Below are 21460 nucleotides of genomic sequence, written 5' to 3' on the forward strand. Positions count from 1 at the left end.
CAGCGTCGGTCGCGACCTCCGAGCCTGGCTCCTGACTGGCGGATGCCTCTGGGCTCCCTCCTGCCGGCGAGACGACGGAGGCGCGAGGAGTGCAAGCCGCCAACATGAAGACGGCCAGGACTGCGGGGTGGTAACGGATCCTCATCGCTACTCCTGAGCACAATCCAGGCTCTGCGCATAGGAGCCTTGAAGGCCATGAAAGAGCTCCCAGGTGAATCACCATGACACTTAGCGTCCATGCCTGTCGCAGGAACGAAACAGGTGAAACGGAGGACCTGACCGTGGAACGCACGGGCGGCGGAGAGCCCAGCCTGTTTGGCTTCGAGGTCTGCCGGACCGAGCTCTGGGGAGCGCCTTGCATTGAGGAACTGGGCGCCGTGCTGTTGCCTGGCCTAGCGGAGCATGACCTCTACGTCGAGGGGGCAGAGTTGGAAGTCCTCAAGAGCGAGGTCGAGAATCTGCTGGCGAACTGCTCCACGATTTCCGCCGCGACGGGCTACCGGGAAGACTTCATCGCGTTCCGGCTGGAGAACTTCCTGCTCGCCGTCAAACGGGCCCTGTTGGAAGGCGGCGTGGGGGGCGTCTGCGTCTTGTAGCCACCGCATCCCCTTTCATCTCCCGTGCGGTCCGGCCTCACCGGACGCGGCTTCGTCTCCCGGCCAACCCTCGCGAGCAGACCCCCGGCGCGCGCGGAAGCCACACGGCTACGGTGCGCGGCCTCGTCCATGGCCTCCCCTTCCTTCGACAACCCGTCGCTGACCCTCGGCCTGTCCCTGGTGGCCGGCATCCTCGCGCAGCTCGTGGCCCGGCACCTGAGCGTGCCCGGCATCGTCGTGCTCCTGTCCGCGGGCGTGCTGCTGGGGCCGGAGGCCCTGGGCTGGGTCCAGCCCGCGTCCCTGGGCCCCGCGCTCCAGACCGTGGTGGGCTTCTCCGTGTCCGTCATCCTCTTCGAAGGCGCGATGAGCCTGGACGTGCGCAAGCTGCGCCGCGAGGCCCGCTCCATCCAGCGCCTGGTCACCCTGGGCGCGGCCATCACCGCAGTGGGCGGCACCCTGGCCGCCCGCGCGCTCATGGGGTGGGACTGGGTGGTGTCCGCGCTCTTCGGCACCCTGGTCATGGTGACCGGCCCCACCGTCATCACGCCGCTGTTGCGCCGCGTGCGCGTCACCCACCGCGTCGCCACCGTGCTGGAGGCCGAGGGCATCTTCGTGGACGCCGTGGGCGCCATCATCGCCGTGGTCGCGCTGGACATGGCGCTGCACGCGGAAGAAGGACCGTGGCTGCTGGTGAGCGCCCTGGGCTCGCGCTGGGGCGTGGGGCTCGTCGTGGGCGGCATCACGGGGCTGCTCATCACCGTGGGGCTGCGCAAGGCGTCCTGGGTGCCGGAGGACATGACCAACGTCTTCGCCCTGGCCCTGGTGCTGGGCGCCTTCCAGGTGAGCAACGCGCTCGCGCCGGAGAGCGGCGTGCTGGCCGCCATCGCCGCGGGGCTCGTCGTGGGCAACGGCAAGGTGCCCGCGCGCCGGGAGGTGCTCGCCTTCAAGGAACAGCTCACTCTCATGCTGCTGGGCATGCTCTTCATCCTGCTGGCCGCGGACATGCGGCTGTCCCAGGTGACGGCGCTGGGCTGGCGCGGGCTCGTCACCGTGCTGGTCCTGATGCTCGTCGTGCGGCCCGTGGCCGTCGCCGCGTCCACCGCCGGCTCCGGCCTGTCCCGCAACGAGAAGGCCTTCATCGCGTGGCTGGGCCCGCGCGGCATCGTCGCCGCCGCCGTGGCGTCCCTGTTCGCCACGCGCCTGGGGGACCAGGGCGTCCAGGAGGGCCAGGCCCTGCGCGCGCTGGTGTTCCTCGTCATTGGCGTGACCGTGGTGGTGCAGGGCCTGTCCGGCGGCTTTGTCGCGGGGCTCCTGGGCGTGCGCCGCGTGGTTCCGAAGGGCTACGTCCTCCTGGGCGCCAACGCGCTCGCGAGGCAGGTGGCGCACGCGCTCCAGGCCCGCGACCAGGCCGTGCTGCTCGTGGACTCCAGTGACGCCACGCTGAAGCGCGCGCAGCAGGAGGGCTTCCGCGTCCTCTTCGGAAATGGCCTGGAGGAGCGCACGCTCCTGCGCGCGGAGCCCGAGGGCCGTCAGGGCTTCGTGGGCCTCACCCACAACGAAGGCGTCAACCTGCTCTTCGCCGAGCGCGTGCGCGCCCTCCAGCGCACCGCCCGCAGCTACACCGCCCTGCACCGGGGCCACGTGGGTGTGTCCACGGACACCGTGAGCGCCACCGGCGGCCACGTCTTATTTGGCGCGGAGCGCGACCTGGACGTCTGGGTGGCGCGCTGTGAACAGGGCGCCGTGTCCCGCGAGTCCTGGCGCCTGGAGGCCCCCCAGGTGGAGGCCACCGTGCCTCCCGCCACCGGCAACCTGGAGGAGGCGCTCGTCCCGCTCGTGCTGGAGCGCGCCACGGGCGCCGTCCTCTTCGATGAGACGGCTGTCCCCGTGGCCGGTGACCGCGTGGACTTCCTCGTCGCGCACGGACGGAGGGAGGAAGCCCACGCGTGGCTTTCCTCTCACGGTTGGCGTCCCGTGACGGCTGACGCCTCAATCCCAGACACGTCCTCCGCCCCGGCGGGGCCTATCCGGGCTTGATGGAGGAGATGGCGTCGTTGTCGAAGAAGCCGCTGGCGCTCGGGTAGTAGCCGTTGTGGCCAGGGCCGCCCGTCGCGGAGACGCTCCACGTGGTGCCCTTGAAGTTCGAGTCCTTGTACAGCAGCCAGGTCCCGCCCAGGACGATGGCGGAGGACGCCTGGTCGTTGAAGTCGATGTCGCCCAGCGACGCGATGGAGCTCGTGACGGCGACCATGCGCGACCCGTAGTTCGTGTCCTGGAAGAGAATGGCCATGTTGCTCCCCTGCACGCCCGGCAGCGGGCGCACGGAGGAGATGGAGTCGTTCGAACCGCCCCACGTCCCGGGGCTGGGGTACTCGCCCGGCGTCAGGACGTAGACGGAGCCGCCGTAGCCCGCGTCGTTGTAGACGAGCCAGATGCCGCTCTGGACCCGGATGGACGACGTCTGGTCATTGAAGCCGTAGTCGTTGCCCAGATTCGAAGAGCCGCACGTCGTCAGCACGACGCTGCGTCCGCCGAAGTTGACGTCGCGATACAGGGTGATTTGGGGCTCGGCCATGGTCTGCTCCTGGTTCACGGTGGGTTTGGACAGCACACACCCCGGGTGCATTGGTTGTGCCATGGTGAACATTGAGAGGCTTTCCCTGAGAGGGATTGCAGCGAGCCGCCATCCGCGCGTGCGGAGGGGACGCGCGTGCGTCCAACGCAAACGCCACGGGGGGGCTTGCTTGGACGCGAGTGGAAAATTGAAGTGCCTTTGATGTTCCAATCCCAGACACTTCTCCCTCCCCCTGGCCCTAGAGACCGTTGAACGTTTCTCGCGGGTTGCGTGGAATGCCGCGACCGGCCTCGGACCCGGGCGGATGTCCCGCGGCGGCTCCAGAGGACGGGTAGGAGGCCTTCATGCGGCTGCCCTCGGGCGTCGTCACGATGCTCGCCGTGGTGCTCCACTCCGGCGTGGGACTGGCAGCACCTCCCCCTTCACAGCCCGCGAACGCGACACCGCCGAAGCTGCCGCCGGGCGTCTCCGCGACGCTGTGGCGGCTCTCGGTGCCCAAGGGCTCCGAGCCCACGCCGGAGCGGGTGGCGCTGGGGGAGAAGCTCTTCCGGGACAAGCGCCTCTCCGTGGACAACACCGTGGCCTGCATGACGTGCCACGAGCCGGAGCTGGGCTTCACCGACGGCAAGACGCTGTCCGAAGGCGTCAAGCAGCAGAAGGTGACGCGCAACAGCCCCACCGTCCTCAACGCCCTCTTCAATGCCACCCAGTTCTGGGACGGCCGCTCGGCCACGCTGGAGGACCAGGCGAAGCTGCCCATCCTCAACCCGCGTGAGATGGGCATGCCGGACCCGGACACCGTCGTGAAGAAGGTGCGCGGCATCCCCGAGTACGTCACCGACTTCCAGAAGGTGTTCGGCCGCGAGCCCAACTTCGACGACCTGGCCGTCGCCATCGCCGCGTTCGAACGGATGCAGTTCTCCGGCGACGCGCGCTTCGACAGGTTCATCGCGGGGGACAGCAAGGCGCTCACCGCGGCGGAGAAGAACGGCTGGGCGCTCTTCAACGGCAAGGCGCGCTGCAACTCCTGCCACGCGGGCAACGCCGTCTCCCCGCTCTTCAGCGACCAGAAGTTCCACAACATCGGCGTCGCCGCGCACAAGCAGGACTTCGTCACCCTGGCGCGCAAGGGCGTGCAGGTGGTGCGCACCGGCGACGAGAAGCAGATTGACGAGCTGGCGCTCAACTCGGAGTTCTCCGAGCTGGGCCGCTTCCTCGTCACCAAGCAGGAGAACGACGTGGGCTCGTTCAAGACGCCCACCCTGCGCAACGTGGGCATCACCGGTCCGTACATGCATGACGGGTCGCTCACCACGCTGTGGGACGTGATGGACCACTACAACAAGGGCGGCGTGGCCAATCCCTACCTCGACGGGGGGATGCAGCGGCTGGGGCTCACCGAGCCGGAAATCGACGACCTGGTGGCGTTCCTCTTCACCCTCACGGACACGAAGTTCGACAAGCTCAACAAGGAGCAGCTGTCGAAGCAGCGCGCCCGGAAGAACACCCGGCCGGAGCGGGACACCGCCATCGCCATGGGCAAGAAGGGCAACCTGGGCGACCTGGCTCCCAACCCGGACCTGAAAGCGAAGAATCCGGCGGACCTGGGCTTCTACGGCGACGTCACCCCGGTGACGACCACCCAGCAACGGTAGCGGAGGCGCGCCATGGCAAACAAATTCCAGAGCATCGAGACGAAGCACTACGCCGAACGCGACGCCTTCTTCGAGGGCCTGCGCAAGCTGGACCGCCGCGCCTTCATGCGCGTCGCCGGCATCTCCGCCGGCATCGTCGCGGGCATGGGCAGGCTCACGCCCAACAGCTTCCAGCTGGTCAACGTGGCGGAGGCGCAGGGAGAGAAGCCGAAGTTCTCCTTCGCGTACATCTCCGACACGCACCTGTATGAAAACAAGCTCAACGACCGCTTCGTGCGCGCCATCTTGAAGGCCGTGGATGACGTGAACGCGCTGGACCCCCAGCCGGACTTCGTCCTCTTCGGCGGCGACCTGGCGCAGCTGGGCCAGGCGGGTGAGCTCAAGCTGGGCGCTCAAATCCTCAAGTCCGTGAAGGCCCCCATCAAGATGATGGTGGGCGAGCACGACTGGTTCCTGGACATGGGCGAGCTGTGGCGCGACCTGTTCGGCGCGCCCAACTACTCCTTCGACCACAAGGGCGTGCACTTCGTGGTGCTCAACTCCATCCACGAGAAGGACTTCTGGACGGAGCGGAAGCTGTCCCCCATGGAGCGCATGAAGATCGTCGCGGGCCTGGACAATGGCATCCAGTCCCGTTTCGAAGTGGGCGCCGAGCAGCGCCAGTGGCTCCAGAACGACCTGGCCAAGGTGGCGAAGACGACGCCGGTCATCGTCTTCAGCCACTCGCCGCTCTACAAGTACTACAAGCCCTGGAACTTCTGGACGGACGACGCGGACGAGGTGCAGGCCCTCCTCAAGCCGTACGAGAAGGTCACCGTCATCCACGGACACACGCACCAGCTGCTCAGCAACCGCATTGGCAACATCTCCTTCCACGGGATGCTGTCCACCGCGTGGCCGTGGCCGTACGCGCCGGAGGGCCTGCCTTCGCTCACGGTGCCCATGAACCGCGCGGATCCGTTCAGCCAGTTCGACGGCTGCGGTGACGGCCGCATGGACGTGTTGGAATCAGGGCTCGTGGACAAGCTCTACAACCTCTGGCAGCGCGACCCCATCACCGTGCGCGCCAGCTACCTGGGCTCCGGTGGCAAGCAGTCCGCGCCGCCCAAGCCCAAGCTGCCCACCTACTAGGACCGGAAGAGGAACCCCCTCCCATGAACCTGCGAATGAAGCTGCTCGTGGTCCCGTGCGCGGCCCTGTCCTTCGCCGGCGGCGTGGCGCTCGCCACGTCCCCGGAGCCGAAGCCTGAGCCGTTGCCCAGGCACGTCGTGCCCGCGTCCAAGGACGGCAACCTGGTGCTGGGCCTGTGCGACGGTGAGACGTCCATGGAAGTGCAAGGCGTGAAGGACGGCCAGAAGCTCACCCGCGCCCAGGCCATCACCGCCACCGCGCAGTTGATGGACGACTGGCGCAAGAAGAACCCGAACGCGAACTGGGACGACGTGCCTGGCCCGGTGCTGGCGCAGGCCACGCCCCCGTCCGCGAAGAAGAGCCCTCCGCCCGCGCCCCAGCCCAACCCCGGTGCGAAGCCCTCGGGCAACGACGTGCGCCAGGGCGGGGTGGGCGCGGAGACGGGCGCCAGGGCGGTGCCCCAGCAGCAGAAGACGAACCTCCAGACGGGCCACACCTACGGCGCGTACTCCGAGCGCGACGAGAAGGTGTGGGCGGACTCCGTGCAGGAGACCGTGAAGGAAGGTCACCGCGTGTTCCATGACGCGGAGGCGCTGGGCGGCACGGTGGGCGTGTCGTGCGACATGTGCCATCCGGACGCGGCCAACACCCACCCGGAGACCTACCCGAAGTACCAGGTGCAGCTGGGCCGCACGGCGCTGCTGCGCGACATGATCAACTGGTGCATCGAGAACCCGGTGCGCGGCAAGCCGCTGGCGGACGGCGACCCGAAGATGCGCGCGATGGAGGCGTACATCTACGCGCAGCGCAAGGGCGTGAAGCTGGAGTACGGCAAGCACTGATGTCCGGGCAGGACCGTGGGCCCCGGGGCGCCTCGTGCGCTCAGGGGCCCAGGGACAGGGCCAGGGAGGTGTAGGTCGCGCGGAACGGATACGCGAACAGCAGGCTGTAGGTGATTCGCAGCGGCGTCAGGTGGCGCCGGTCGATGACGCCCTTCGAGGGGCCGCGTTCAGCCCGGCGGCGCAGGTACGCCCCCAGCGCGAAGGACACCACCCCGATATGGGCCACGCGTTCATGGGGAAATCATCAAGCGCGCTCAGGACGGGACGCAGGCCGGCCCCTGTCACATCCGGCCAAGGAAGAAGCGGATGAGCAGGAACAGCGCCATCGCATAGGCGTACCCCAGAAGCACGCGCCCGGCGATGCGCTGCGGCGTCGGCTTGCGCGGCCCGGCCTCTGGAGGAGGCGCGTTGCGCTGATCGCGCATCACGAGGAATCGCCCCAGGCCGAGCGCGACGATGACGGAGATGATCACAAGGTCGAAGGCGCCCATGGCACGGGAGCTTCGGGCCTCGGCCTGACTGGATTCAAGGCCGGTGACGCATCGCAAGAACCGGTCCAACAAGTTTCCGCTGGCCCGACGAGGTGCCCCCCGGCCGCGGTTGCTCCGAAACCTGTCGGACAGTCGGACAGGTTCCCGTGGGTGGAACGGAGCGGAGGCCCCCGCCAGCTACAGTCCCCAAACCTGTCGGACCGTCGGACAGGTTTCGTCAGTTCGGATGAGGCAGCGCCCCTGGCCAGCCACGGTCGTCAAACTTGTCGGACAGTCGGACAAGTTTTCGCGGCTCGGGTCTCGGGGGCCTGGTTGCCGTTGTCCAAAGCTGTCGGACAGTCGGACAGGTTTTCGCGGCTCGGGTGTCGGGGGCCCTTGGCCTGCCATGTGGCCCGACGCTGTCCGACTGTCCGACCGGTTTTGGCTGCGCGCCGCAGCCGGGGCTCGGCAGGGGGCTTCCCTTCTCATCCGTGGGCGCGGCCTTCAGGCCCGAAGACCTGACGGGATTCGGGGCTCGGGGTCTTGCCTTCCACCCACCGGGTCCCGGTTGAATGCGGGCCATGTCCCTCGCCCTTGTCACCGACCCCAGCGGTTTGCTGGAGCGCGCGCCGCGTCTGGCGGAACTCCTGCCGGATGCCGCACTGTCGGAGGCGCTCGCGCGGGGGGATGCGTGGGCGGTGCACGCGGTGCTCTCACGCCGGCTGGAACATGAGCCGCCCGGGCCCACGCGGGAGCTGCTCACGGCGCTGGTGGAGGACCGGGGCGCCTTCGTCATCGCGGCCCGCCCGCCTTCCGAGTCCTCCGTGCTGGGGACGGGCGTGCGGTGGAGGGGCTCGCCTGCGCGCGGCGCCGCTCCGAACGCGCCCTTCGTCGCGGAGCGCACCGTGTCGGTGCTGGGCGTTCCGGTGTGGCCCTTGGAGGGCTACCTCGTGCGCGCGGACGGCAAGGCGCCGCTCCAGGTCATCGGTCAGGTGCCTCCTTCTCGTGGCAGGTCGCGCCGCCGCGCGGTGGCCCTGGCCGGGATGGCGCTGGGGCTCTGCGGCCTGGCGGGACTGGGCGCCGTGTGGCTGGAGGCTCGCGGCATGCGCGCCGTGACGGTCGTCAATGGCCTGTCGCGCCCCGTGGACGTGCGCATCGGCGGCGAACACTGGGTGGTGGCGCCCGGGACGCAGGAGCAGGGGCGCGTGAAGCTGGGAGAAGGGCCGCTCCACGCGGTGACGACCTGGCCCGGCCAGGACTCCGTCATCGAGGACGTGACGCTGCCGGTCCAGGGCGAGCGCATCCTCTACAACGTGAAGGGCGCCGCGAGGCTGAAGGCGGAGGCCACGGACACAAGCCTTCCCTCCCGCTCCCTGCCGGAGGCCGCCTCGGTGCTCCAGGCGGACGAGCGGCTCGCCGTCCAGGCCGCGAAGTGGGAGGCCGCCGCGCAGGCCTTCGCGGATGAGGACAACTGGCAGGCCGTGGGCCGCGTGGCGTCCGCCGTGGCGGAGGTGGAGCCGGGCAACAGGCTCGCGCGGGAGACGGCCGCGCGCGCATGGCTCGTCGTGGACACGCAGGTGCCCGCGAACCTGCCGTCCGACCTGCGCTGGCGCAACACGCGCGACTACGCGGCGATGCTGATGCACACCTGGCAGGAGGACCCGGCCGCGCAGGCGCTGGCGCTGTCGTTGATGCGCTACATCGGACAGGGAGGCCAGGCCCGCGCACGCTACGCGGAGCACGCGCAGCAGCATCCGGACTCACCGCTGGCGGCCCTCTACCTCCAACGCGCGGGCTCGCAGGACCCGAGCTCCGCGGCCGCCGTCGACGCCTGGGCGAACCTGGCGGAGCGCTTCCCGGACTCACCCGACGTGACCCGCGCGTGGCTGGAGGCGCGGTGGCGCTTCGAGCTGGGGGACGGCTCGCGGTCCTGGAGTGACAGCGAGCGCCAGGACTTCGTCGTCGGGACGGCGAGACGGGTGCAGGCGCTCGAGGAGAAGCACCCGCCGGAGACCCTGGAGGCGCTGGAGCTGGACGTGCGCATCCTCCTGCGCGCGCAGCTGCGGGACGCGGCCACGGCACGGGTGCGCCGCTACGGCCAGGACCCGCGCCGCCGGACCTGGGACTTCCTGGTGCTCGCCGGACGCACGGCCGAGGCCGCCGGGCCCGAGCACACGTCCTACGTGATGCGCGACTGGATTCCCCCCGCCCTCGCGCGGCAGCCGGAGCGGATGCTGCTGCTGGACCTGCTCACCGGCCAGCGCTCACCGAAGGACGCGGAGCTCGCCGCGCTGCCGTCCGTCGAAGCCCGCTCCGTGCTTCGCCTCACCCGGGATGCGCTGGTGGATCCAAGGCGCGCGCTGAAGGAGGGGGATGGCGACCCCTCGACAGTGCTGTCCCAGCTGGACCCGGAGGTCCTCGCGCTGCTCGCCCTGGAGCACACGCGCACCGGCGACGCCGTGGGCAAACGGCTCTTCAGCTTCTCGCTGCCGCTGATGCTCGCGCGCGACCCGCTGCGAAACCACGTCCTGTCCACCTCGGGTGTCCCCGGACTGGACTTCAACCGTCTGCCCCCAGGGCTGCGCGCCGCCGCCACCCTGGTCCACGCCCGGCGCGATGCGAAGGAGGGCTACCCGGTGTTCACGGAGCGCCTGGACGGCCTGGCCCGCATGGACGCCCTGGGCGGCTTCTCCGTCCGCGCCGCCAGCGGCTGGATGCGGCGCGCCTTCGACGCCTGCATGGACACGAAGGTGGAGCAGTCCCTGCCCCAGGGCGTCCTCCTGAGAGGGGACCTGCTGAAGGAGCAGGCCCGCCAGGAGGAGGACCGGGAGGCACGCCGCCCGAACTGCGAGGCGCGCATCGTCAGGCCCACGGGGCTGCCCCTGCCCCGGGCCGCCGCCACCCCGCCGCCCGGAAACGCGAACGGCGCCGACCCCTGAGCGAGGTCCGGCGCCGTCACGGTGCAGCGGGGGAGGGGAACCTCAGCCCGGCTGGCAGACCTGGCGGAGGATGTCCAACGACTCCAGCGCCTTGCCCGCGCCAATCACCACGGCGGACAGCGGGTCCTCCGCGAGGAACACCGGCAGGCCCGTCTCCTCACGGAGCAGCGTGTCCAGGTTCTTGAGCAGCGCGCCGCCACCGGCGAGCACGATGCCGCGGTCCGCGATGTCACCGGCCAGCTCCGGCGGCGTGCGCTCCAGCGTCAGCTTCACCGCTTCCACGATGCCGTTGACGGGCTCCGCGAGCGCGTCGCGCACCTCGTCGCTGGACACCGTCAGCGTGCGCGGCACGCCGGCCACCAGGTCGCGACCCTTGATCTCCATGGTCATGACCTCGTCCGTCGGGTACGCCGTGCCGATGCCCATCTTGATGAGCTCCGCCGTGCGCTCACCGATGAGCAGGTTGTACTTGCGCTTGACGTACTGGATGATCGCCTCGTCCAGCTTGTCGCCGCCGATGCGCACGGACTTGGCGAACACGATGCCCGCGAGGCTGATGACCGCGACGTCGGACGTGCCACCGCCGATGTCCACAATCATGTTGCCGCTGGGCTCCGTCACCGGCAGGCCCGCGCCAATCGCCGCGGCCATGGGCTGCTCGATGAGGTAGACCTCGCGCGCGCCCGCGTTGGCGGCCGCCTCACGCACCGCGCGGCGCTCCACCTCCGTGATGCCGGACGGGATGCCGATGATGATGCGCGGGTTCACCAGCGTCTTGCGGTTGTGCGCGCTCTGGATGAAGTAGCGCAGCATCGCGGCGGTGATTTCGAAGTCGGCGATGACGCCGTCCTTCATGGGCCGGATGGCCACGATGTTGCCCGGCGTCCTGCCGAGCATCTCCTTGGCCTCCTTGCCCACGGCGAGCACCTTCTTGCCGCCGCGCGAGTCCTGCTGCACCGCCACGACGGAGGGCTCGTTGGACACGATGCCCTGGCCGCGGATGTAGATGAGCGTGTTCGCCGTACCCAGGTCGATGGCGAGGTCGCGCGAAAACAGGGTGTGGAGCCAGTCGAACATACGGGGGCGGAAACTTTCGGAAGGACCGGGAAACTCCCCGCCCTTCAGACGGAGTGCGTTGTCGAAACTACTACGCGCCGCGATACGGAGGAAGAAAAGCCGGAACCCGTCTCAGGGTGCCGCTCGCTGGACAACCAACCGCACCCGCCCGTCTGTTCCCTTGTCCGCATTCGGACCCAGCTCCCCCGGACAGCGGCCGGGCGGACGTCCGGGCCTCTCAGCGCTTCAGCGAGTACTTCGCGATGGCGTAGAGGGCGCGCACGCCGTCCTTCCAGCCAATCTTCTTGCCCTCCTCGTAGGTGCGCCCATGGTAGCTGATGGGCACCTCGAAGACGCGCCAGTTGCCGCGCGCCACCTTGGCGGTGATTTCGGGCTCGAAGCCGAACCGGTCCTCCTCCACGTGCACGGAGCGCAGCACCTCCGCGCGGAAGGCCTTGTAGCAGGTCTCCATGTCCGTGAGGTTCAGCCCGCTCGTCATGTTGGAGAGCGTGGTGAGCAGGTTGTTGAGGACGGTGTGCCAGTAGTACAGCACCCGGCGCGGCGACCCGATGAAGCGGCTGCCGAAGACGACGTCCGCGTCGCCATCCAGGATGGGCTGGATGACCCGGGGGATGTCCCGGGGGTCGTACTCCAGGTCCGCGTCCTGCACGAGGATGATGTCCCCCGTGGCCTCGGCGAAGCCCCGGCGCAGCGCGGCCCCCTTGCCCTGGTTCTGCTCCTGGAAGAGCACGCGGATTTCGTTGCGGTTCTTCGGCGTGCCGCCCAGGACCTCCAGGCCCTGCTCGGACAGCTGGCGCAGGAATTCGCGGCTGCCGTCCTTCGAGCAGTCGTCCACGAGGACGAGCTCCTTGGGGAAGTCCACGGCGACGCAGCGCCGGAGGATTTCCGCCAGGGTGGGAATCTCGTTGTAGACGGGGATGACGAGCGAGACGAGCATGGCGGCCCCGCCCTATCGCATTTCCCCCGCCAGGGCGACTCCCTTGCTCACAAAATTCAGGGCTGGCCCGCCGCGCTCCGGAGCGCGTCCAGCAGGGACTCCAGGTCCGCGTCGCCGGTGAGCGGGTGGATGAGCGTGGTGCGCAGGTACACGCCCCGGGGCAGCCGCGTCTGCACCAGGTAGAAACTTCCGCGGGAGACCAGCGCTTCACGCAGGCGGACCTGGAGCGCGTCCCAGCCCTCCGGCGGCACGTGCGCGGGGGTGTGGCGGAAGCAGATGATGTTGCAGTCGGGCTCCAGGGCCAGCTCGAAGTCCGGGGCGGCGGTGAGCATCCGGGCGAAGCGTCTGGCCTGGTCGTAGGAGGCGGTGACGGCCTCCTCGAAGACGCGCGTGCCCAGCACGGACAGGCACGCGTAGACCTTGAGGGGCATCATCTCCTTGGTGCACTCCAGCGTGCGCAGGCCCACGTCGCTGTAGGGGCGCGCGTCGTCGCCGTCGCCGTGGAAGAGGTAGTGGGCCTCCTGGGAGAAGGCGTCGAAGGAGCGCGCGCCGTCGCGGAAGAGCACGGCCGTCACCAGCGCGGGCATGAGCAGCCCCTTGTGCGCGTCCCACACCACGGAGTCCGCCCGCTCGATGCCCTTCACCTGCGCGCGGTACTTGGGGCTCAGGGACGCCGCGGCCCCGTGCGCGCCGTCCACGTGGAACCACAGGTCGTGCCTCTGCGCGAAGTCCGCCACGGGCTCCAGCGGGTCGAACGCGCCGGTGGCGGTGGAGCCCGCGCTGGCCACCACGGCGATGGCCTTCCTCCCCGCGCGGGTGGCCCGCTCGAGCGCGTCCTCCAGGGCGTCCGGCCGCACGCGGAAGTGGTCGTCCACGTCCACCGGGGTGAGGCCGCCCTCGCCCCAGCCCATGATGCGGACCGCGCGGGCCAGGCAGTAGTGGGCGGAGCGGGGGACCAGCACCGTCAGGGGCGGGCCCGCGTGCGCGCCGCCGTTCCACGCGTCGTAGCCGGCCTTCGCCTGACGCGCGGCGAGCAGGGCGGTGAGGTTGCCCGCGCTGCCGCCGGAGGTGAGCACGCCCCGGGCGCTCGGGGGCAGGCCCAGCTTCCCCGCCATCCACGCGAGCACGTGGTGCTCCATCGCGGTGGCGACGGGGCCCATCTCGTACACGGCCATGCCGTTGTTGAGCAGCGACGACACGGCGTCGCACAGCGCCGCCAGCGGCACGGGCGCCGTCACCTGGTGGCCCACGTAGCGCGGGTGGTGCAGGTGATGCGAGTCCTTCAGCACGCGCGCCATCAGCGCCGCGAAGGCCTGGGAGACCTCCGGCGCCGGCTCCTCCGGGAAGGCCGTGGCGAAGCGCTCCTGGTTCACCGCGGGCGGGGCCCAGGGCAGCACCGGCATCGCGCCCCCGGCGAGCGCGGCCTTCAGGTAGTCCGCGAGCTGATCCATCAGGGCGTGGGCGGTGGCCCGGAAGGACTCCGGTTCATAGGCGGCGCGCAGCGGCGGGAAGACGGGGTTCGTCATGGCGGACGCACGCTAACGGGAGCGCGTCCTCCCGGTGCGGGAAACCCGGCGCGAGGCGCCCGCCGGGCTCCAGGCCGGGCGTCCGGCGCCCCTGTCATGCTCCCGGGGCGGCCGGGCGGGCAGGGGCCCGTCGAGGGGGCGGGCGGCTCGCGGCGCCCACGGACCGTCCCCACCTTTCCAGCGCACAGGAGGAGACGACCGATGGCCTTCGACGACACGCCGTCCGAACGGCGCTCCATCATCAGCGGCATGCGCGTGCGCTCGGCGGATGGGACGCTCCTGGGGTACGTGGCCCTCATCGGCCAGGAGCATCTCTACGTCCGGCGCTCGCCCTTCGTCCGCCACCGCGACTGGAAGGAGGCCCCCCTGTCCGCCGTGGGCCGGGTGCTCCAGGGCGCCGTCATCCTGAAGGAGGGCACGGGCCCGCTGGCTCACGCGGATGCCATGTTTCACGGAGAAATCCCGACGCAGACCCTGCCCCTGGTGCTGGGGCCCGAACCGTCGCACGCGTGAGGCCGTCTGGCGGTGGACATTGAGGAGGGCGCGGGCCGCTGAAGTGTGATTCAACTCGGCGTCATGGCGACATCCCTCGAAGAGCTCTCCCAGCGGGTGTCCGCGGCGTTCGCGGACCGGGCGAAACTGAAGGACGCGGACACGGTGGCGGCGGTGCGCGAGACGCTCGCGCGGCTGGACTCCGGTGAGCTGCGTGTCGCGGAGAAGGGCCCGGAAGGCTGGCGGGTCAACGCCTGGGTGAAGGAGGCCATCCTCCTGTTCTTCGCCGTGTCGGAGATGAGGGTGATGGAGGTGGGCCCCTTCGAGTTCCACGACAAGGTACCCCTGAAGAAGGGCCTGGAGGCGGCGGGCGTGCGCGTGGTGCCTCCGGGCACCGTGCGCTACGGCGCCTTCGTGGAGAAGGGCGCGGTGGTGATGCCCGGGTACGTGAACATCGGCGCGCGGGTGGGCGCGGGCACCATGGTGGACACGTGGGCCACGGTGGGCTCCTGCGCGCAGGTGGGCCGCAACGTCCACCTGTCCGGCGGCGTGGGGCTGGGCGGCGTGCTCGAGCCGCCCACCGCGTCACCGGTCATCATCGAGGACGGGGCCTTCCTGGGCAGCCGCTCCATCGTGGTGGAGGGCGTGGTGGTGGAGGAGGAGGCGGTGCTCGGCGCCAACGTGGTGCTGACCGCGTCCACGCAGATCATCGACGTCACCGGGCCCCAGGAGGTCATCCACAAGGGCCGCGTTCCGGCGCGCAGCGTCGTGATTCCGGGCATGCGGGAGAAGCAGTTCCCCGCCGGGAAATACATGGTCCCGTGCGCGCTCATCATCGGGCAGCGCAAGGCGTCCACTGACCAGAAGACCAGCCTCAACGCCGCCCTGCGGGACTTCGCCGTCGCGGTGTGAGCCCGCGACAAATCCGGTGCGGGCGCGGGCGCGTATAGGAATTGTTACGCGACTTGTGACGTCCGCGCCGTTTTCAGGAGAGCATGGAACACCTCGATGACATCCTCCCCGAGTGGCTGCTCGGGACCCTGGAGCCGGCCCGGCGCGACGCCGCGGCCCGGCACCTGGAGGGCTGTGAGCGCTGCCGGGCGGAGCTGGCCCGGCTGTCGCCCGCCGTGGATGCGTTGGGGACGCTGGTGGAGCCGGTGGCGCCCCCCGCCTCGGTGCTCACGCGCCTGATGGAGCGGATGGAGGGGCCCGGCCGCTTCGCCCGTTGGGCCGGGAAGGTCGCCGCGTTCCTGGACGTGGCGGAGGCGCGGGCCCGCGAGCTGCTGGAGTCCATGGCGGAGCCCGCCAACTGGATGCCCGGCCCGGTGGAGGGCGTGGAGCTGATGCCGGTGGAGACGGGCCCGGGGCGCGAGGGGATGATGGCCGCCGTCGTGCGCCTCCAGCCCGGCGCCCGCTATCCGCGCCACACGCACCTGGGCCGCGAGTGGAACCTGGTGCTGGAGGGCGGCTTCCGCGAGGACTCCGGCCACGAGGTCTGGCCCGGGGAGGAGCTGGAGAAGGTGGACGGCTCGCTGCACGACTTCACCGCGCTGCAGGGCCCCGCGTGCATCTGCGTCACGGTGTTGGATGGCGTGACGTCTTTCGAAGAGCTGGCGGACGGCGCCTGACGGGACGATGTTCCGGGCCCGGGCGGGGAGTATGGTGCTTCGCGCATGGCCTCCATCGAACTCGCCACCCGACTCGCCCAGACGACGCTCGAGCTGTGTCGCATTGAAAGCCCCATTGGCCACGAGGGTCCCATCGCGGACCACGTGGAAGGCTGGGCGCTGAAGCACTTCCGCCGCGAGGAGGTCTTCCGCGTCGGGCACACGCTGCTGTTGGGCTCGCTGGAGGACCCCCGTCCCACGGTGGCGCTCATCGGCCACCTGGACACGGTGCCCATGCACCCCGGGGATGTGGGCCGCGCGCCGCGCATCGAAGGCGAGCGCGTGCACGGGCTGGGCGCGTCCGACATGAAGGGCGGCGTCGCGGTGATGATGGCGCTGGCGGAGGACCTGAAGCGCGCCGAGCTGCCCGTCAACGTGGCCTTCCTCCTGTACGAGCGCGAGGAGGGGGCCTACGCGGAGAGCGGCCTCATCCCGCTGTACGCGAAGCGGCCGGACCTCTCGCGCGTGAAGTTCGGCATCGCCATGGAGCCCACGGACGGCGTGGTGCAGGTGGGCTGCGTCGGCAGCATGCAGGTGACGGTCCGCTTCACGGGGCGCAGCGCGCACTCCGCGCGGCCGTGGCAGGGGGAGAACGCCATCCACAAGGCGGGGCCGCTGCTCACGGAGCTGCTGGGCCGCGAGCGCGTGGAGGTGAACGTCTCGGGCTTCCCCTTCTACGAGGTCCTCAGCGCCACGCTGGCCAAGGGCGGCCGCGCGCGCAACGTGGTGCCGGAGGCGTTCGAGCTGAACCTCAACTACCGCTTCGCGCCGGGCAAGAGCGTGGCTCGGGCGAAGGAGGACGTGCTGGCGCTGGTGGCGGGCCGCGCGGAGGTGGAGTTCACGGACAGCTCGCCCAGCGGGCCGGTGGCCGCGGGCAACCCGCTGTTCCAGCGGCTGATGTCGCTCACGGGGCTGCCCGCCGCGTCGAAGCAGGCGTGGACGGACGTGGCCCGCTTCGGCGAGTGGGGCGTGGACGCGGTGAACTTCGGGCCCGGTGAGACGGCGCAGGCGCATCAGCTCCACGAGAGCGCGCCCATCCCTCCGCTGGCCGTGGCGTACGAGAAGCTCGCCGCGTTCCTGAAGGGCGCGGCCTGAGCGCACCGCGCGGCACGTGAGCGCTCCGAGGCCGGATTTTCGGCCTCGCGCGGGATGTAGCGCCGGACGCATTCGTCAGATGGCGTGCATCCGCGCAGCGGGGCATGCGTGCACTTCCGGCGGTTGCGCTTACCCTCCAGGTGTTGTCATCCCTGGAGGTTGTTGATGCACGCCGAGTCGAACATGCAGGACCCGAACGAGACCCCGTCGTCCAACACGGTGCTGCCGGCCGGTGAGGCCACGCCGTCGCGCCGCCGCTCCCCTGGCGCGCGCAAGGGCGCCCGGAAGGCGTCGTCCCGCCGCACGGGGGCCGCGAAGAATGCGACCTCCAAGCGCACCACCGCGAAGAAGGCCGCGGGCAAGCGCACCGCGAAGAAGGCCGCGGGCAAGCGCGGCACGGCGAAGCGCGGCACCGCGAAGAAGGCCACCGCCAAGCGCGGCGCCCGCAAGGCCCCGGCCCGTCGCGCCGCCGCTGGCCGCACCGCGCGCAAGACGTCCGCTCGCAAGAGCACCGCGCGCAAGACGTCCGCTCGCAAGAGCACCGCGCGCCGTTCCACGCGCCGCTAGCAGGTCACGCGAGGGTCACGCGGGGAGGCGGATTCTCAAACCCTGATCCAACTGGGTCATCCCCCATCCCCGCGAACCCTTATTCGCTGGATTAACCAACGTTTCCTGCTCAAGCCGTTGTCCGTGGTGTTGACCACTGGACGACAGTACAAGCCCCCGGGGATCAACGAGGGGCGAGCATGTCCAAGGGGAAGCAGAAGCAACCGTTCCAGTTGCCGGACTTCTACGTGCCGTGGCCGGCGCGCCTGAATCCGAACCTGGAGGGGGCCCGCGCGCACACCAAGGCGTGGTCCTACCAGATGGGCATCCTGGGACCGCCTCGGGATGGCACGGACCGCGAGGTCTGGTCCGAGCGCCGCTTCGACGGCATGGACTACGCGCTGCTCTGTGCGTACACGCACCCGGAGGCGCCGGGCCCGGAGTTGGACCTCATCACGGACTGGTACGTCTGGGTCTTCTACTTCGACGACCACTTCCTGGAGGTCTTCAAGTACTCGCGCGACGTGAAGGGCGGCCAGGCCTACCTGGATCGGCTGCCGCTGTTCATGCCGCTGGACATGTCCCCGCCGCCGGAGCCCACCAACCCGGTGGAGCGCGCCCTCTGGGATTTGTGGCAGCGCACCGTGCCCTCCATGTCCATGGACTGGCGCAAGCGCTTCTACGAGAACACCAAGCACCTGCTCGATGAGTCGATGTGGGAGATCGAGAACATCAGCGAGGCGCGCGTCTCCAACCCTATCGAGTACATCGAGATGCGCCGCAAGGTGGGCGGCGCGCCCTGGTCGTCCGACCTGGTGGAGCACGCCGTCTCCGCGGAGATTCCGGACCGCGTCGTGAAGAGCCGCCCGATGCGCGTCTTCAAGGACACGTTCTCGGACGCGGTGCACCTGCGCAACGACCTGTTCTCCTACGAGCGCGAGCTGGAGGAGGGCGAGCTCTCCAACGGCGTGCTGGTGGTGGAGAAGTTCCTCGACTGTGACACCCAGCGCGCGGCGGAGCTGGTCAACGACCTGCTGACGTCGCGGCTGCAGCAGTTCGAGACCACGTTCGCCACGGAGCTGCCGTGGCTGTTCGCGGAGTACGGGCTCAACCCGGTGGAGCAGGCGCAGGTGCTCACGTACCTGCGCGGCCTGCAGGACTGGCAGTCCGGCGGCCACGAGTGGCACATGCGCTCCAACCGCTACATGAACCAGCACTCGGAGGAGCGGCCGGCGCTGTCCATCCCCGTGCCCTCCGGCCTGGGCACCTCCGCGCTGCGCATCCCGCTGACGCCCGGCGGCCTGGGGCTGGGGCCCCGCTCCCGCTCCCTGAGCCACGTGCCCCGCCAGTACGTGGGGCCCACGAAGCTGCCGGCGTTCTACATGCCGTACAGCACGTACCAGAGCCCGCACCTGGACCGCGCGCGCAAGAACTCCAAGGCGTGGGCGCGGCGGGTGGGGATGCTGGAGGTGGTGCCCGGGGTGGGGTTCTACGTCTGGGACGACCACAAGTTCGACGCGGCGGACGTGGCCCTCTGCGGCGCGTACATCCACCCGGACGCGACCCCGGAGCAGCTGGACCTGACGGCGTGCTGGCTCGTCTGGGGCACCTACGCGGACGACTACTTCCCCATGCTCTACGCGAACACGCGGGACATGGCGGGCGCGAAGATGTTCACCGCGCGGCTGGGCCAGTTCATGCCGGATGACGTGGAGGCCGCCAACGCCGCGGTGCCCACGAACCCCGTGGAGCTGGGCCTGGCGGACCTGTGGAAGCGCACCGCCGGCCCGCTGTCGCCGCGCGGCCGCAAGCTGTTCCGCAAGGCCATCCAGGACATGACGGACAGCTGGGTGTGGGAGCTGAACAACCAGCTGCTCAACCGCGTGCCGGACCCCGTGGACTACGTGGAGATGCGCCGCAAGACGTTCGGCTCGGACCTCACCATGAGCCTGTCGCGCCTGTCCAAGGGCGACGCGGTGCCGGAGGACGTCTTCAACACCCGCACGCTGCGCGGGCTGGAGAACTCCGCCGCGGACTACGCCTGCTTCGTCAACGACCTCTTCTCCTACCAGAAGGAGATCCAGTTCGAGGGCGAGCTCAACAACTGCGTGCTCGTGGTCCAGAAGTTCCTGGGCGTGGACAAGGACGAGGCCGTGAGCGTGGTCAACGCGTTGATGACCGCGCGCATGCAGCAGTTCCAGCACCTGGTGGCCAAGGAGTTGCCGGTGGTCATCCGCACCTTCAACCTGGATGCGAAGGCGCAGGAGAAGCTGAACAAGTACGTGGAGCAGCTCCAGCAGTGGATGGCGGGCATCCCCAGGTGGCACGCGGAGGTGGCCCGTTACACCGAGGCGGAGCTCATCCACGACGCGGCGCCGAAGCTCAAGGCCGGGAACGTCTCCGCCCTGGGCACCTCCGCCATGCGCCTCGCCGAGCTGTTCCGCGCCGGCAGGCCCTGAGTCCCACTGAAGTCCGAAACCTTTTTGAACCCTTAACCTGGAGAAGGTGACCCCATGTCCAACGACCTGAAGAAGTTCGACGACAACAACCAGAGCCTTGGCACGCAGGCGGCGCGTCAGCTGGCGACGACGACCAAGTCCGAGCCGCAGATGCAGGGCATCTCCTCGCGGACGCTGCTCAAGCTGCTGCCGTGGGTGCAGGTGTCCGGCGGTACGTACCGCGTCAACCGCCGCATGACCTACGCGGTGGGCGACGGCCGCGTCACCTTCACCAGCACCGGCGCCAAGGTGCAGGTGATTCCGCAGGAGCTGGGCGAGCTGCCCCTCTTGCGCGGCTATGAAGACGTGGACGCGCTCACCGCGCTGGCCAACCGCTTCGTGCAGAAGGAGTACAAGGCCGGTGAGGTCATCACCGAGGCCGGCAAGGAGGCGGACTCCATCGTCCTCATCGCCCACGGCAAGGTGAACCGCATCGGCACCGGCAAGTACGGCGAGCCGGTGGTGCTGGAGACGCTGGCGGACGGCGACCACTACAGCTACCAGGCGCTGCTGGAGTCGCAGGACTACTGGCAGTTCACGGCGAAGGCCGTGACGCCCGTCATCGCGCTCATCCTCCAGCAGTCCGCCTTCGAGGCGGTGGTGGCGCAGGTCCCGTCGCTGCAGAAGCACATCGACAACTTCAAGGCCCGCTCCAAGAAGAAGCAGGACAACTCCGGCCAGAAGGCCATCGAGCTGGCCGCCGGCCACCACGGCGAGCCCGTGCTCCCCGGCACCTTCGTGGACTACGAGACGCACCCGCGCGAGTACGAACTGGCCGTGGCGCAGACCGTCCTCCAGATCCACACGCGCGTCGCGGACCTCTTCAACGACCCCATGAACCAGACCCAGCAGCAGCTGCGTCTGACCGTGGAGGCGCTGAAGGAGCGCAAGGAGCACGAGCTCATCAACAACCGTGAGTTCGGCCTGCTGCACAACGCGGACCTGAAGCAGCGCATCCACACCCGCTCCGGCGCGCCGACGCCGGACGACATGGACGAGCTCCTGGCCACGGTGTGGAAGGAGCCGTCGTTCTTCCTGGCCCACCCGCGCGCCATCGCCGCGTTCGGGCAGGAGTGCAACAAGCGGGGCATCTACCCCACCAGCACCGACATGAACGGGACCATGGTGCCCGCGTGGCGCGGCATCCCCATCGTGTCCTGCAACAAGCTGCCCATCAGCGAGTCGCGCACCACGTCCATCATGCTGATGCGCGCGGGTGAGAAGAACCAGGGCGTCGTGGGTCTGCACCAGGCGGGCATCCCGGATGAGATCGAGCCCAGCCTGAACGTCCGGTTCATGGGCATCAACGAGAAGGCCATCATGAACTACCTGGTGACGGCGTACTTCTCCGCGGCGGTGCTGACGCCGGACGCGCTGGGCATCCTGGAGAGCGTGGAGCTGGGCCGCTCGTAGT

General features: G+C 69.8%; 19 protein-coding genes. 13 read left to right on the forward strand and 6 right to left on the reverse strand.

What is annotated here, in order from left to right:
- The first annotated feature begins 221 nt into the window (after positions 1 to 221).
- Positions 222 to 596, forward strand: a complete 375-nt coding sequence (locus tag JYJ93_RS06700) for a hypothetical protein (RefSeq protein ID WP_206787377.1) — start codon at positions 222 to 224, stop codon at positions 594 to 596.
- A gap of 129 nt (positions 597 to 725) precedes the next feature.
- Positions 726 to 2633, forward strand: a complete 1908-nt coding sequence (locus JYJ93_RS06705) for a sodium:proton antiporter (protein ID WP_206787379.1) — start codon at positions 726 to 728, stop codon at positions 2631 to 2633.
- Here the strand turns inward: JYJ93_RS06705 and JYJ93_RS06710 are convergent.
- Positions 2620 to 3171, reverse strand: a complete 552-nt coding sequence (locus tag JYJ93_RS06710; RefSeq protein ID WP_206787381.1) for a beta/gamma crystallin-related protein — start codon at positions 3169 to 3171, stop codon at positions 2620 to 2622. The two genes, JYJ93_RS06705 and JYJ93_RS06710, sit on opposite strands and share 14 nt — an antisense overlap.
- Positions 3172 to 3515: 344 nt before the next feature.
- Between JYJ93_RS06710 and JYJ93_RS06715 the strand changes: the two genes are divergently transcribed.
- The 3 genes from JYJ93_RS06715 to JYJ93_RS39870 are packed head-to-tail and all read left to right on the forward strand — an operon-like array spanning position 3516 to position 6799.
- The gene (locus JYJ93_RS06715) at positions 3516 to 4826 is read left to right on the forward strand and encodes a cytochrome c peroxidase (RefSeq protein WP_206787383.1); all 1311 of its coding nucleotides are present in this window, start codon (positions 3516 to 3518) and stop codon (positions 4824 to 4826) included.
- 12 nt (positions 4827 to 4838) lie between these two features.
- Positions 4839 to 5957, forward strand: a complete 1119-nt coding sequence (locus JYJ93_RS06720) for a metallophosphoesterase (protein WP_206787385.1) — start codon at positions 4839 to 4841, stop codon at positions 5955 to 5957.
- Positions 5958 to 5980: 23 nt separating this feature from the next.
- Positions 5981 to 6799: a cytochrome C gene (locus tag JYJ93_RS39870; protein ID WP_242543693.1), complete on the forward strand. Its 819-nt coding sequence runs from the start codon at positions 5981 to 5983 to the stop codon at positions 6797 to 6799.
- Between the two features lie 40 nt (positions 6800 to 6839).
- Here JYJ93_RS39870 and JYJ93_RS06730 read toward each other — a convergent pair whose 3' ends face one another.
- The gene (locus JYJ93_RS06730; RefSeq protein WP_206787387.1) at positions 6840 to 7025 is read right to left on the reverse strand and encodes a hypothetical protein; all 186 of its coding nucleotides are present in this window, start codon (positions 7023 to 7025) and stop codon (positions 6840 to 6842) included.
- Positions 7026 to 7080: 55 nt separating this feature from the next.
- A complete protein-coding gene (locus tag JYJ93_RS06735) occupies positions 7081 to 7290 on the reverse strand; it encodes a hypothetical protein (protein WP_206787389.1) in 210 nt (69 codons plus the stop codon).
- Positions 7291 to 7850: 560 nt separating this feature from the next.
- Here JYJ93_RS06735 and JYJ93_RS06740 point away from each other — a divergent pair.
- A complete protein-coding gene (locus tag JYJ93_RS06740; RefSeq protein WP_206787391.1) occupies positions 7851 to 10208 on the forward strand; it encodes a hypothetical protein in 2358 nt (785 codons plus the stop codon).
- Between the two features lie 42 nt (positions 10209 to 10250).
- Here the strand turns inward: JYJ93_RS06740 and JYJ93_RS06745 are convergent, their stop codons facing one another.
- The 3 genes from JYJ93_RS06745 to JYJ93_RS06755 all read right to left on the reverse strand — a co-directional run bounded on the left by JYJ93_RS06745 (position 10251) and on the right by JYJ93_RS06755 (position 13748).
- Positions 10251 to 11285 (reverse strand): rod shape-determining protein, encoded by a 1035-nt coding sequence (locus JYJ93_RS06745; RefSeq protein ID WP_014400170.1) that lies wholly within the window; start codon positions 11283 to 11285, stop codon positions 10251 to 10253.
- 217 nt (positions 11286 to 11502) lie between these two features.
- On the reverse strand, positions 11503 to 12222 hold the full coding sequence (locus tag JYJ93_RS06750) for a glycosyltransferase family 2 protein (RefSeq protein ID WP_206787393.1): 720 nt from the start codon (positions 12220 to 12222) through the stop codon (positions 11503 to 11505).
- A gap of 56 nt (positions 12223 to 12278) precedes the next feature.
- Complete coding sequence (locus JYJ93_RS06755) at positions 12279 to 13748, reverse strand: aminotransferase class I/II-fold pyridoxal phosphate-dependent enzyme (RefSeq protein ID WP_206787394.1); 1470 nt, start codon at positions 13746 to 13748, stop codon at positions 12279 to 12281.
- 201 nt (positions 13749 to 13949) lie between these two features.
- Here JYJ93_RS06755 and JYJ93_RS06760 point away from each other — a divergent pair, with 201 nt between their 5' ends.
- From JYJ93_RS06760 to JYJ93_RS06790, 7 genes are all read left to right on the forward strand, one after another.
- Positions 13950 to 14261 (forward strand): hypothetical protein, encoded by a 312-nt coding sequence (locus JYJ93_RS06760; protein WP_206787395.1) that lies wholly within the window; start codon positions 13950 to 13952, stop codon positions 14259 to 14261.
- A 63-nt stretch (positions 14262 to 14324) separates the two neighbouring features.
- Positions 14325 to 15152 carry a 2,3,4,5-tetrahydropyridine-2,6-dicarboxylate N-succinyltransferase gene (locus tag JYJ93_RS06765; protein ID WP_206787396.1) on the forward strand — a complete coding sequence of 276 codons (828 nt, stop codon included), beginning with the start codon at positions 14325 to 14327 and terminating at the stop codon, positions 15150 to 15152.
- 83 nt (positions 15153 to 15235) lie between these two features.
- Entirely contained in the window at positions 15236 to 15868 is a 633-nt protein-coding gene (locus JYJ93_RS06770; protein ID WP_206787397.1) for a cupin domain-containing protein, read from the forward strand.
- Positions 15869 to 15913: 45 nt separating this feature from the next.
- A complete protein-coding gene (gene dapE / locus JYJ93_RS06775) occupies positions 15914 to 17002 on the forward strand; it encodes a succinyl-diaminopimelate desuccinylase (RefSeq protein ID WP_206787398.1) in 1089 nt (362 codons plus the stop codon).
- 165 nt (positions 17003 to 17167) lie between these two features.
- Positions 17168 to 17569 (forward strand): cell envelope biogenesis protein TolA, encoded by a 402-nt coding sequence (locus JYJ93_RS06780; RefSeq protein ID WP_206787399.1) that lies wholly within the window; start codon positions 17168 to 17170, stop codon positions 17567 to 17569.
- 179 nt (positions 17570 to 17748) lie between these two features.
- On the forward strand, positions 17749 to 20007 hold the full coding sequence (locus tag JYJ93_RS06785) for a family 2 encapsulin nanocompartment cargo protein terpene cyclase (protein ID WP_206787400.1): 2259 nt from the start codon (positions 17749 to 17751) through the stop codon (positions 20005 to 20007).
- Positions 20008 to 20061: 54 nt separating this feature from the next.
- Positions 20062 to 21459: a family 2B encapsulin nanocompartment shell protein gene (locus tag JYJ93_RS06790; RefSeq protein ID WP_206787402.1), complete on the forward strand. Its 1398-nt coding sequence runs from the start codon at positions 20062 to 20064 to the stop codon at positions 21457 to 21459.
- The last annotated feature ends 1 nt before the right edge of the window (position 21460 follow it).

It is taken from the genome of Corallococcus sp. NCSPR001, assembly GCF_017309135.1.
Classification (GTDB): Bacteria; Myxococcota; Myxococcia; order Myxococcales; family Myxococcaceae; genus Corallococcus.